This is a genomic window from Polaribacter reichenbachii (genome assembly GCF_001975665.1).
In the GTDB taxonomy this organism is placed as follows: Bacteria; Bacteroidota; Bacteroidia; order Flavobacteriales; family Flavobacteriaceae; genus Polaribacter; species Polaribacter reichenbachii.
Map to the genome: position 1 here is coordinate 3,693,414 of NZ_CP019419.1, position 13,551 is coordinate 3,706,964.

13 protein-coding genes are annotated in these 13,551 nt (G+C 28.4%); all 13 read left to right on the plus strand.

What is annotated here, in order from left to right; all coding sequences use genetic code 11:
- Positions 1-205: 205 nt before the first annotated feature.
- The 13 genes from xerA to BW723_RS15820 all read left to right on the plus strand — a co-directional run bounded on the left by xerA (position 206) and on the right by BW723_RS15820 (position 13,527).
- Complete coding sequence (gene xerA / locus BW723_RS15760; RefSeq protein WP_068357892.1) at positions 206-1,327, plus strand: site-specific tyrosine recombinase/integron integrase; 1,122 nt, start codon at positions 206-208, stop codon at positions 1,325-1,327.
- Positions 1,328-1,465: 138 nt separating this feature from the next.
- Positions 1,466-2,209: a TRADD-N-associated membrane domain-containing protein gene (locus BW723_RS15765; RefSeq protein WP_068357888.1), complete on the plus strand. Its 744-nt coding sequence runs from the start codon at positions 1,466-1,468 to the stop codon at positions 2,207-2,209.
- 158 nt (positions 2,210-2,367) lie between these two features.
- A complete protein-coding gene (locus BW723_RS15770) occupies positions 2,368-3,033 on the plus strand; it encodes a hypothetical protein (RefSeq protein WP_068357885.1) in 666 nt (221 codons plus the stop codon).
- Positions 3,034-3,182: 149 nt separating this feature from the next.
- Positions 3,183-3,785, plus strand: a complete 603-nt coding sequence (locus tag BW723_RS15775; protein WP_068357882.1) for a hypothetical protein — start codon at positions 3,183-3,185, stop codon at positions 3,783-3,785.
- Positions 3,786-3,941: 156 nt separating this feature from the next.
- Complete coding sequence (locus tag BW723_RS15780) at positions 3,942-4,721, plus strand: hypothetical protein (RefSeq protein WP_068357879.1); 780 nt, start codon at positions 3,942-3,944, stop codon at positions 4,719-4,721.
- 175 nt (positions 4,722-4,896) lie between these two features.
- Positions 4,897-5,403: a hypothetical protein gene (locus BW723_RS15785; protein ID WP_068357876.1), complete on the plus strand. Its 507-nt coding sequence runs from the start codon at positions 4,897-4,899 to the stop codon at positions 5,401-5,403.
- A gap of 160 nt (positions 5,404-5,563) precedes the next feature.
- Positions 5,564-6,424, plus strand: a complete 861-nt coding sequence (locus tag BW723_RS15790; RefSeq protein WP_068357873.1) for a hypothetical protein — start codon at positions 5,564-5,566, stop codon at positions 6,422-6,424.
- Between the two features lie 168 nt (positions 6,425-6,592).
- Positions 6,593-8,836: an AAA family ATPase gene (locus BW723_RS15795; RefSeq protein WP_068357871.1), complete on the plus strand. Its 2,244-nt coding sequence runs from the start codon at positions 6,593-6,595 to the stop codon at positions 8,834-8,836.
- A 164-nt stretch (positions 8,837-9,000) separates the two neighbouring features.
- The gene (locus tag BW723_RS15800) at positions 9,001-9,564 is read left to right on the plus strand and encodes a hypothetical protein (protein ID WP_068357868.1); all 564 of its coding nucleotides are present in this window, start codon (positions 9,001-9,003) and stop codon (positions 9,562-9,564) included.
- 350 nt (positions 9,565-9,914) lie between these two features.
- Entirely contained in the window at positions 9,915-10,232 is a 318-nt protein-coding gene (locus tag BW723_RS15805; protein WP_068357865.1) for a DUF6660 family protein, read from the plus strand.
- 51 nt (positions 10,233-10,283) lie between these two features.
- Positions 10,284-12,470: a TonB-dependent receptor gene (locus BW723_RS15810; protein WP_068357861.1), complete on the plus strand. Its 2,187-nt coding sequence runs from the start codon at positions 10,284-10,286 to the stop codon at positions 12,468-12,470.
- Positions 12,471-12,472: 2 nt separating this feature from the next.
- Positions 12,473-12,889, plus strand: a complete 417-nt coding sequence (locus BW723_RS15815) for a Fur family transcriptional regulator (RefSeq protein WP_068357858.1) — start codon at positions 12,473-12,475, stop codon at positions 12,887-12,889.
- A 53-nt stretch (positions 12,890-12,942) separates the two neighbouring features.
- Positions 12,943-13,527 (plus strand): methyltransferase family protein, encoded by a 585-nt coding sequence (locus tag BW723_RS15820; RefSeq protein ID WP_068357855.1) that lies wholly within the window; start codon positions 12,943-12,945, stop codon positions 13,525-13,527.
- Positions 13,528-13,551 lie beyond the last annotated feature (24 nt).

The window sequence follows — 13,551 nt, forward strand, 5'->3', positions numbered from 1 at the left end:
GTATCTGTTTACAATTTATTCTTAATTAACTATAATAAAAATATGTATTTTATACTTATTTATTTCAATAGATACGTTTAAGATTATAAAAAGGTTACTATGCTTGATTATTTAATAAGATAGTTTTTGGGTTATGTACCTACTCTTAAAAAATTTAATCAGAATTAAGAAAGTATCATTAAAATTGTTAACTTTACTGATAGCTATGAAAACAATAACTTTAAAACCAAAAAAACACCGAGAAAAAGAAGTTTTTTCTATTGAGTATCCTTTTGATAAGGAAATAAAAACTCACTTAAAAAAACTACCTTTTGTTTTTTGGAGCAATACACTTAGATGTTATTATGCTGAGTTAAATAAAGAAAATGTTGGTTTAATTTTTGATCATTTAAGACTTAAAAAATGGTTTATAGATTACAGTAGTCTTCAATTAAAAAACAAATCTATAACCAAGAAAAAAGAAGCAACTCCCCTATTTTTACCAAATCTTTCAGAAGCATTAAAAATTGATATTAATAAATTTAAAAGATGGTTACAACAAAAAAGATTAAGTGAAAATACTGTAAATACCTATGCAGATGTAACTACATCTTTCTTAAAATATAGTGTATTAAAAAACTCAAATAATTATTCAACAAAGCTTATTGAAGCCTTTAATTACGATTTTATTTTTAAACAAAACAAATCTGTTTCATATCAAAATCAATGCATAAATGGCATAAAGAAATACTTTGAGTTTAAAGGTTTACAGGTTGAGAACATGTACATAGAAAGACCTAAAAAAGAAAGAAAATTACCATCGGTTTTAAGTGTAATAGAAATTAAATCCATCTTAGCCAACACAAAAAATTTAAAGCATAAAACACTATTATCATTAATTTATTCAGCAGGATTAAGGATTGGAGAAGCTCTAAATTTAAAAGTGAAAGATGTTGATGGACAGAGAATGTTAATCCATATTCATCAGGCAAAAGGTAAAAAGGATAGATATACATTATTATCTGCCAGCTTTTTAAAATTATTGAGAGATTATTACAAAGCCTACAAACCAAAAGATTATTTATTTGAAGGACAAAAAGGAGCACAATATACAAACTCAAGTGCACAATCAGTATTAAAAATTGCAACTCAAAAAGCAGGAATAAAAAAAAGAGTCACCTTACATACATTAAGGCATAGTTTTGCAACCCATTTATTAGAAAACGGAACAGATATAAGATATATTCAGGAATTGTTGGGTCATAATAGTCCAAAAACCACAATGATTTACACACACGTAACAGAAACCAGCATAAAAAACATTAAAAATCCGTTTGATGATTTATAGTAAAATGATATCTTTAACTAAACTAAATGAATATTTATAATAACAACAAAAACTCAGCATAGCCCACCAAAAAAGATCAAAAGGCTTATAAAAGTTGAGTGTATATACAAGTTACCTACAATACAAAAAAAACGAACTATGAGTTTATTTAACGACATAATTGAAGGACTTATTAAAGGTTTTACTTCTTCAAATAAGAATTTAAAACTAATTGTAAAAGTCTCAATTGCTTTTGTGATTTTAGCAATACTTGTAGTTCTTGTAGGAGAATTAAAAGCTGACGATGTTAACAAAAAAAGTTTTGACCTTGTTGCTGGAGTTCTAGGGTTAGTTGGAGCATTTTTAGGTTTTGGAATAAAGGTTTATGAAGACACTAAAGAAAACGAAAAAAGAGCTGAAAAAATAGAGTCTCTTGAAAAAGAAATAAAAGAAAAACCAGATGAAAGTCAAACAGCTTGGGAACTTGCTCGATTAAAATTAGAAAGTTATTTGAATAAAAACTTAAAACAAGTTTCATCAATTTTTTATCTTTCTGCTACAGTAATGTTAGTTGGATTTGGATTAATAATTTTTGGAGTTTATAAAGTTTATTCAAATCCAGAATTATTAAACCCTTCAATTTTAGTTACTTGTACAGGAGTAATTGTTAATTTTATTGGCGGAACTTTATTATTAATTTATCGTTCTACAATGAATCAAGCAAAAGGATATGTCGAAGTACTTGAAAGAATTAATGCAGTCGGAATGTCTATCCAAATTTTAGAATCAATAGATGATAAAAATCTTGAATTAAAAGATTCGACAACAGCAGAAATTGCAAAGGAACTTTTAAAAATTTATGGAAAGAATAATCTGAAAAGTACTGTAGGTAACACCGTATAAACTTTATTGCTGGTTTTAGCTCACTTGGGAAATTCCTTCGGAATTTCGCCGTTCGTGTTTTATTTAGTAAATTCAGTGCTTAAACAACGCAACAAAGCTTATACAACAACGTTACCACACATTTGAGAAAAACGCTTTTCATATCGACAATTTTAGTTTTGAATTCATTCTTTTCGTTTGCCCAAAACAGAATTGAATTAGTTACGAATGATTGTAGTCAAGAAAATGGATTTACAATGTTTTTATTGGATAGAGCTAAACCAAAAATTCTAACTGAACAAAAATTTGAACAAGAAGAAAAATATTGGAATAGCCAAAAGAAGATTTTACTCAATAATTCGGACATTCTAAAAATAGAATACACGAATATTTTTGGACAGATAATCGACACAACTTTCACAAACGCAAAGGAACTGAATGAAATAAAAATCTGTGTAAATAAATTCAAAGATTACGAAAAGAAATCTCTAATAAAAGAATCAATCCAAAACGACCAAAGCTGGGTTTTAAACTCAACTTGGGGACATCAAACTTTTGAATCTGACAAATTAATTTTAAAACCTAAAAAAGGATTTCTAAAATATAAATATTACAAAAACGGAAAAAGAATAAAACGTGGAAAAATAAAAATAACAGAATTTGTTATAGACAAAATAGCTTTGTTTGAGCGAAAACTGAATTTAATGAAAAACGTCGACAACTCTTGTAATTTTGGAATCAATTATAACCTGAACAATGGAATTGAAAAAATTAATTTTCAAGACGACAGTTGTTCTGGATTTTCGAATGAACAATTATTGTCTGATTTAAAAATATCGGAATAAAAAAACGTGTGGTAACACCGTGTATAATTAATTGCTTTTTAGAGCTTACTTACGAAAATTCCTGCGGAATTTTCTCGGGTTCGTAAAAGTTTACTAACTTAGTTACTTAACCACGCAACTAACCATACACAAACACGTTACCTGTAATTATGAAAAAAACGAAAGTCATTCTTTATTTAATAATTGCTTCTTCAATTTTTATTTCTTGTAAAAAGGAAATTAAAGAAATGAATGAGTTGTTAGAAACGGATTTTAAAATTATTGAATTTTATTATGGTTATGACAATTATGAGAAAAATATCAGAAATGCTGAATCTGAACCAATAATAATAAAAGAAAGAAATTTTCTTGAAATTAATGTAGATGTAGATGGAAATTGTGAAATAGAAGGAAAAAGAATTGAATCCAATTTAATTATTCCTGAACTAAAAAAATATCTAATTCCAAATCCCGAAAATGAAAGTATGCCAAAAACTATTGAGAAGGAATTTACTTACGCTGGAAAAATAATAGTAAATGAAAATTTATTAATTTCTGCATTATTTGACAAAGATTTGAGTTATAAGAAATATAGTGAAATAAGGAACAAAATTTATATTGCACGAAATGAAATTAGAAATGAATTTGCAACAAAGAATTACGGAAAAACTTTAGCTGAATTAATGATATCTGACAAAAAAACTGAAAATGAACAATTTTATGAATTAAATGATATTTTCCCTTTTAATTATTCAGAAATAATGGAGGAATAAAAAAACTACAGGTAACACCGTGTATAAAAAATTGCTACTTTAGTACTTAACCAAAAGCAGTTGCAATTTTATGCACTTTGATTTTCCGTTGGAAAATCCTCGCACACAAAAACGCAACTTTCCATAACACAAACACGTTGTAGCTAATTACAGAAAATGAAAAATTTCCTCTTAATATTAATACTTTTTTTTTCAATTTCTTGCGCAAATAAAAAGAAAAACAATAAAGATGAGTTAGAGAAAAACAAAACTCTAAAAGCCTCATTAATTCTTGGGGAAAGAATAGATGGTCCTGCAAACATTAGAGATACGATTAATGGAAAGTTACTATTCGAATTGAATGATTTAACATTAATAGAAACAACAGAAATAAAAAACAACTGGCTTGAAGTAGGAGTATTTATAAAACCAACCATAGAACAGGCTGAGAATTTCTACATCTTACCAAACACAAAAATTTATTCAAAAAACAAATTAATTGGAATAACTAAAGATACTGTAAACTTTCTTTTTGGTGCGGAAGATTATGCCTTTATCAATGGGTTTTCTCATAAGAACAATATCAAGTCAAATACTATTCCTGAGAATGAACTTAAATCTATAATAAAAAAGAATGAATTTTCATTATCAGATTTCAATCCTTTTATTGAAAATTTTGGATTTGAAATCTCTGAACTGGGTAAACTAGAGGATATCGAACAGTACTACATTAGTCAAAGTATACTAGTTGACATCTCTCCAAGAGACAGAATTACACTTCTGTTTAGAGACAAAATGCTAATTGGATTTATTCATTCCCGAAAAATTTCTTTAGAAAAATTTAAAACCTATGATTTAGTTCGTGGACATAAATTGACAATAACTTCAGATTTAAAAGATTATGAAATCAAAAAAATAATTGAATCTAAAATACAAGTATATAACTCTATTGATTAAAAAACTAGCTACAACAACGCGTATAATTAATGGCTAGTTTTAGCCTGCTTACGAACATTCCTGCGGAATATTCTATCTGTGATTTATTTGCTAACTTAGTTGCTTAAACACGCCACAAATCATACGCAAGACCGTTACCCAACATTAACCACTCAACTCAAAACTGAAAGAAAAATTGAAAGCTGAATTTATTAATCAACCAACATCTGGACAATATGAGGAAAAAATTTTTGACTTAAATACAGTTTGGAAAAGTCAAATTTGGAGTTGGACAAAATTCGTAACAAAAAGTGGATTTGAATGGGTAGGAATGTTTCGTGGAGAACAGAAAAGAATTGCAATTGCGGAAAAAATTAATCAAATAGGAATTCTAACAAGTGACGGACTTTATATTTTAGATATTGAGGAAAAAGAAATCCTATATTTTGACCAAAAAGTAGAATATGGAGAATTAGCTGAAATCCCAACAAAAGATAAATTCATTGTTTCGGAATTTGGCAAAATCGGAATAATTGACGAAAATTTTAAAATAAAGTATTTAAATCTTGAATTTGAGATTGAAAATATTGTGTTTGGAAAATATGAGGAAAAAAGATTGAAAATAAACTTTGAGAAACTACCTAATTATGAAATAATAGATGGCTTTTTAAATACTGAAAATTGGAAAATAGAAATGAAATAAAAAACGTTGGGTAACACCGTATAAACTTTATTGCTAGTTATAGCTCACTTGGGAAATTCCTCCGGAATTTCGCCGTTCGTGGTTTATTTACTAAATTCACTGCTTAAACAACGCAACAAAGCTTATACAACAACGTTCTACGCAATTTAAAATCAACATAATGGAAACATTCGGAAATAGGATAAATGATTTAATACAAGTTAACAAAAGTCTTCTTTTTTTACAAGGAGAAATGGCTCAACTAACTTATCTTTCATTTGAACAAAATATTAAATGGATTAATAATTTGGAAGAAGGTGCAACAATCCCAATTTCATATCCTTTAGGATTTAAGGCTGACAATACAGCTATAATGAGTACTCCTCGAAATTATACAAAAGATGAACTAACTGAAAAATATGCTCATTTAGGTATGAATAAATTACCTATAGATGCAATTTTTCAGCTTGTTACTATTATGGAAACTTTGATGAATGATATTTTACGAACAATTTTAATAGAATATCCAAGCAAAATACCTTCAAAGAAAAAAGTTGATATTGATTGTGTTTTAAACGCTTCCTCTTTAGAACAAGCTAAAATTACAATTATAGATGGAATTTTAAATGAAATAGCATATAAATCTCCAAAAGATTACGCTTCTGAATTTGAGAAATATACGAGTGTGAAACTACTGGAAAATCCTGTTTTTCATAAATACATTGAACTAAAAGCCACAAGAGATATTCATATACATAATGGAGGAACTGCAAATGAAATTTATTTAATAAAATCTGGAGTGGTTGCAAGAGTTAAGAATGGAGAATTTTTACCTGTAGATATTCAATATTTTTTAATGTCTTATGAACAGTGTTTACAATTAAACGAAATTTTAGAAAAAGAATTAGACAAAATATGGCCAAGTGAAAATTTCAGAAAAAGCGAAACAAAAAAGGAAAGTACTGAAAAAGAGGAAGTAGTTCAAAAAGTAATTGAAGAATCAAAAACGGAAAATAAAGAAGAAACAGAAAAAACTGCGTAGAACACCGTATAAACTTTATTGCTGGCTTTTTGCTTACTTGCGAAAGTCCTTGCGGACTTTCTTGGTCAGTAATTATTTAGTAACTTTACTGCTAAACCATCGCAACAAAGCTTATACATCAACGTTGGGCGTCATACAACAAAATTACTGCAAATAAGAGAAATTAGGATGATTGATAAAATAGAACTAAAAGAAACAAACACCTATATTCAAAAAGTCGAAGTAAATAATCTAGCTAAAGTTAATTTCTTTTTCGGGAGTAATGGTTCTGGAAAATCTACTATTGCTAAGTTATTGTATAACCAAAGCTTATCAGATGTAGAAAAAGATAATAAATTTGAACAATGTAAAATTTCAGGCTTTAATCTTAAAAATGATGAAATTTTAGTTTTTGATGAAAAGTATGTTGAAAGAAATTTTATTTCAAACAAAGAATTATCTGGATTATTTACCCTTAATGAGGAAAACAAAGATATTGATGACAAAATTCGTACAAATCAAAAGGAGTTAAACAAACTAGACAATTATTTAGAAAACTTTTCTAAACGTGAGAGAAAAATAAAAAAAGCATTAAATGACAAACACGAAGAATTAAAGAGAAATTGTTGGTGGGAAAGAAATTCGTTTGACACTTTTTATGAAATTGAATTAGAATATTCGAGAAATAAAGAAAACCATCTAAGAAATATTAGAAATTACCTGCCTATAGATAAATCTGATGAAGAACTATCGTTAGAATCATTATCTGCTAGATATAAAGATTTATTTGAGATTAAAAGAGAGAAGATTGACATTAAAATATCTTCAGATTTATTCAAAAAACTTGGAAAACTTGAAAATGATATAATTCCATTAATGGAAGAAGTTATAACTACCAACAAAGAAGTAAATATCGCAGAATTAATAGACGCATTAGGCATAAGGAAATGGGTTGAAGAAGGACGTAATTTTGTTCTTGATGAGAAAAAAAACATTTGTCCTTTTTGTCAAAGTGAAACATACGATGACAATTTAAAACAGAGTTTTGAAGAGTATTTTAATAAAACCTATCAAGAAAAAATTAACAAAATTAAATCTTTAAAAGAAGCATATTTAATAACATTCAATCAATTGTTAGAAAATATTATTCAAGTGTCTAAAGTTTACAACAAGGATAATCAGACTACAGACCTACATACTGAATGTAGTAACTTACTTGCTGACAATATTAAAAAACTTGAGAGAAAACTTGAGTATTCAAATGAAATTATTGAATTCTTTGATATTTATAATTTCGACCTAGAATTAGATATTATTAATGATGAAATTGAAGATAATAATGAGAAAATTGAAGATTTTCAAAAAAACAAAGAACAATTAATAGAAGATATTTGGAACTATTTAGCAAAAGAAAGTGTTAATGAGATAAAAGAATACGATAACTATAACTCAAGAATAACTAAGATTTTACTTCAACTGAACACTCTTTCATCTCACTTTGAAAACTCTAAAAAAACAATCAAAGACAAAGTTGAAAAATTAAAATCAAAAACAGTTTCAACAGATAAAGCTGTTAAAGCTATAAATGGAATTCTAAAAAGTTCTGGTTTTGATAATTTTGAAATAGAAGAAAAAGAAACCTCAAATAATATTTCAAGATATATTTTAAAACGTGAAAATAATTCTGAACAAGATGTATTTAAAACGCTTAGTGAAGGCGAAAAGAATTTTATAGCCTTTCTTTACTTCTATCAATTAGTATTAGGAACAGATGATAAAGATTCAGAATTAAAGAAAAGAATAGTTGTAATTGATGATCCTGTTTCAAGTTTAGATAGTCAGGTGTTATTCGTTGTATCAACACTAATTCATTCCCTAATAAAATATTCTGAAACAGATAAAAATCAATTTAAAAATTCAACTATAAAACAAGTATTTATATTATCTCATAATTTATATTTCTATAAAGAGGTATCGTTTAAACAAAGACCTATTTGTAGAAATAAAGCACACTTTTCAGTTTCAAAATTTAACGGCATTTCAAATATTGAGCATAAAGGAGTCGATACTTTCGTACACAATGACTATATGTTACTTTGGAAAAGTATAAAAGAATTAAAAGAAACAAATAATAAAGTATTCAATATTACTATCGGAAATAGTATGAGAAGAATTATTGAAAGCTACGTGAATTTTATAGGTTTAGGCAAAAGTCCTTGGGATAGTCTTAAAAGCTTAGACGTTTCAGACCCAATTTACCCAATATGCTCTTCTTTAATATCTGAAATTAATGATGTTAGTCACAAATCACTACCATTTGATGATTTATATTATCAAAGAATTGTTAATGAGGAGCCTGACAAACTTTATTCTGCCTTCCAAAAAATATTTAAAAGTATCGGAGAAGAACACTATAAGATGATGATGAACTAAAAAGTACGAACGCCCAACACCGTATATAATTTATTGCTGGCTTCTCGCCTACTTACGAAAGTCCTCGCGGACTTTCTTGGTCTGTATTTATTTACTAAATTAGTTGCTTAAACCACGCAACAAACCATATACAAACACGTTGTGCATAATTTGAACTGAACGAAATGAAACTAACATTAATACTATTTTCAACACTATTTTTTCTGATCAATTCTTGTGAAAAAGGAAATGATAAGACAAAAATTTCACCTGAAAATGGAATGGAAAAATTATTCGTTGCGGAAGATATATTTAATCAGAAATGGATTGATACTTTAATGCCAATCAGAAATGCCGATTTTTATGAATTTAAAAATGAAAATAAAAACTTAATAAAATACTCTTACATTTTAGATTATAGTTCTGACCAAAATCAGATTTATGGAAAAATGGAATCAAATACTTATATTTTTGACAACATTGATTTGGTGCTTATTGACAAATTAATTGCTGAACACAATAAAACGAATCTGAATGGAATGGAATATTTGATAGAAGAAACAGATGAATTTAACTTACCTTTTGAGTCGTGTAAAACATTTGCTCTTCTCAACCCAAACAACAGAGATTTCAAAGGATTTACGATTAATTATATTAAAGAAAATAAACTAATTCAATCAAAAATTTTATTCAATAATTTTTTCCCAATTGATTGGGATATTGCTGTTAAAAAACTGAATGAATTATAAAAAACTATGCACAACATTGTATAAAAATAATGCTTAAATTTAATCCTAAATCAAAAGGTTAGTGCGCATTTGGTCACTCTGATTTTCCTGCGGAAAATCCTCGGACGCAAACCCGCACTATTCTTATACGAGACCGTTGTGCATAATGCGAAAATCGTGCTAAACATCAACATTTGAACTAAAAAAGCCAACCGCACAAACAGCACATTTATTTTTTCCAGACACCTAAAGCCAACGCTTAAAAAAATAAAAGAGCTGTTTTTAGCCAACGCTCAAAAACGGAACGCAAAACAGAATTAAGAAATGACTTTGCAATACCATTGCATTAATAATTCTCTATCTTTGTGACAATGAAATTTATCACTATCATATTATCCTTATTAATACTTGTTTTGTCAATCAAACCTTGTTCTGACGGAAATAATGCCGAAGACCTGCACCAAGACGAAATAACTGCTGAACACAATCATCAAAATGATAGTGATGATACTTGTCCAATAACTTGTATTTGTAATTGTTGTGGAATCGCAATTACATATCAACCAATTCAAACTTTTGAATTAGGTATTAACAATCAGATTTCTACAGAAATTCTATCTGTTTATCAATCAATCTACAGATTTAATTTTCATTCCAACATCTGGCAACCGCCTCAATTGATTAGCTAATTTATCGACCACAAGTCAAGAATTTTTAGTTAATTAATTTTTACATTTTCAATGAATAAATACATATTGAGCGCAATGCTCACAATTATAATATGCTTTTCAGTAAAAGCACAAACCTCTGATATCTTAATAAAAGTCCTTTCAGAATCCGAAAACGAACCGTTATTAGGAGCAACAGTATATTTTGAGGAATTAGAAAAAGGAGCAGTAACCGATTTTGACGGAATTGCAACTTTTACAGAAATTCCAAACGGAGAACTTATTCTAATAATTTCATATTTAGGTTTTGAAACCTTAAAAACTACTATTCTAATCCCTAATGGTTCAAACTTAATTTTCAAGTTAAAAAGTGGAGGAAATGAATTGGATGAAGTTGTGTTACAATCTTCAAGAAGTACAAGAACGGTAAGAAAAATTCCAACAAGAATAGAATATATTGGTGCAGAAGAATTAGGAGAAAAAGCCATAATGAATCCCACCAATATCTCAATGGTACTTCGTGAAAGCACAGGAATTCAAATGCAACAAACTTCTTTAAGTAGCGGAAGTACAAATATTAGAATACAAGGACTTGATGGACGCTACACGCAACTTTTAAGAGATGGATTTCCTCTTTATGGAGGTTTTTCAAGTGGTTTGAGCATATTGCAAATTCCACCATTAGACTTACAACAGTTTGAAATTATTAAAGGAAGTTCTTCAACACTATATGGTGGTGGAGCAATTGCAGGTTTAATAAATATGGTTTCAAAAACACCTGACGAAGAACCAGCTTTAGATATTATGTTGACGCAAACCCAAGCATTAGGAAGTACAGCAAATGTATTTTACAGCAAGCGAAATGAGAAATTTGGTGTTTCACTTTACGGTTCTGGTCATTACCAAAAAGTTTATGACCCAGAAAATGATGGATTTAGTAATTTACCAAAAACAACATCAATTTCATTCAACCCAAAATTCTTTTATTATCCATCAGAAAAAACAACGTTTTGGATTGGTTTAAATGGTACTTACGATGACAGAATTGGTGGAGATGTAACAAAAATTGAAAGTGGAGAAAACGGAATTCATCAATATACAGAAGAAAATATCTCAAAGAGGTTGAGCAGTCAAGCAGTTTATAAAACGCAAATAGATTCAATAAGTTCTTTGAACATAAAAAATAGTATTTCCTTTTTCGATAGAAACCTTACTATTCCAGATTTTAATTTTGACGGTAAACAAATCAACACGTTTACAGAAATCACTTATCAAAAAGCATCTTCAAAAGCTGATTGGATTTTTGGAGCAAACTTATACACTTCAAATTTTGATGAAAATGATAATGCAACTTTACAACGTGACCAAACAGATATAACGTATGGAATGTTCGCAAACAACATTTATGACCTTTCAGATAATTGGATTTTAGAAACTGGATTGAGAGCTGATTACAACACAGACTTTGGATTTTTTCCACTTCCAAGAATTTCATTATTGTATAAAAATGACAATGGATTTTCAAGCAGAATTGGTGGTGGTTTAGGCTACAAAATACCAGATATTTTTACAGAAGAAGCAGAATTTATAAATTTTGAAAATGTACTTGGTATAGATAAATCAAACTTAAAAGCAGAACGTTCTTACGGTTTAAATCTTGACTTTAATTATAAAACTCGTCTATTTGAGAGTATAGGTTTTTCTATTAATCAGCTTTTTTACGTTTCTGCAATAAACAACGGTTTATTATTAAATAGTACAGATAATGGATTGTTTGCATTTGAAAATGCAACCGACGAAATTTTAAGTAAAGGAGCAGAAACAAACATAAAGTTTACCTACAAAGACTTTCGATGGTTTTTAAATTATGCGCTAATAGATACAAAATTGAACTATTTGGCAGGAAATCCGCAAAAGCCATTAACAGCAAAACATAATGCAGGAAGCGTACTGATGTACGAATCTGAAAAATGGCGAATCGGTTATGAAACATTTTATACAGGAAAGCAATTTTTGTCAAACGGAACTGAAACAACAGACTTTGTAACTATGGGTTTACTTTTAATGAGGAATTTTAAGTTTGGTAGTGCTTTCGTAAATTTTGAAAATTTCACAGATAGAAGGCAAAGTAGGTTTTCACCTTTGGTTTTGCCACCTCACGAAAATCCTATATTTCCAGAAATATATGCACCAACAGATGGATTTATATTTAGCGTAGGAATAATAATTAAACCATTTGGAAACGAAGACCACGATTAATTATGCAAACAATAGAAAAATTATTAGAGTCAAAAGATATACGAGTTACGGCAATGCGTTTACTTATTTATAAGTTTCTTGCAGAAAAAGAAGTCGCTGTTACATTGAGTGATATCGAAAGTGCTTTTGATAAAGCAGATAGAACGACATTGTATAGAACAGTAAAAACATTTGAGGAAAAAGCGATAGTGCATCAAATAGACGATGGTACAGGAATTACAAAATATGCTTTGTGTGAAAAAGGTTGTAATTGCGAAATTGAAACCGATTTGCATTTGCATTTTCATTGCAACAACTGTAACGAAACTGTTTGTTTAACAGAGCATAAAATCCCTCAAATTAAAGTGCCTGATGGTTTTGTTTCAGAAAATGTAAACTTGGTTGTAAAAGGAATTTGTGATAAATGTAGTGGTCAATAATTGCACTTCCATTGCATTGATATTTAGAGCATTTTTGTATCAAATTAGAAATTATGTTATTATTTGCTTATCTGATATTATATTTTTTATTGGTCTTTGTATTAAGGTCTTTATTACTATGGAAAAAAACAGGTATAAACCCATTAACGTTTAATAAAACTGATGATGCTCACGGTTTTAATGGCAAGGTATTTACATTTATCTCGTTTTTGGAATTAATAGTTGTTGGAATCTATGCTTTTAAAAGTGAATGGTATGAATACTTGCTTCCATTTTGGTATATAGAAAACTCTACTTTACACAAGATTGGTTGGGCACTTTTGTTTCTATCGTTAATTGTAGTATGGATTTCTCAAAGTCAAATGGCGAATTCTTGGAGAATTGGGATTGATGAAAATAACAAAACTAAATTAGTTACAAATGGAATGTTTTCAATTTCAAGAAACCCAATTTTTCTTGGTATTATGATAGCAAATATCGGATTGTTTTTAGCGATACCAAACGCTTTTACATTATTAATAATTTCGTTATCAACAATAAGTATAAACACACAAATTAGATTAGAAGAAGAGTTTTTAAAAAGAGAATTCGAAAATGATTATTTAGAGTATGCAAAAAAAGTAAGACGTTGGATATAAATATTTCTTATCTAAAGAATTAAA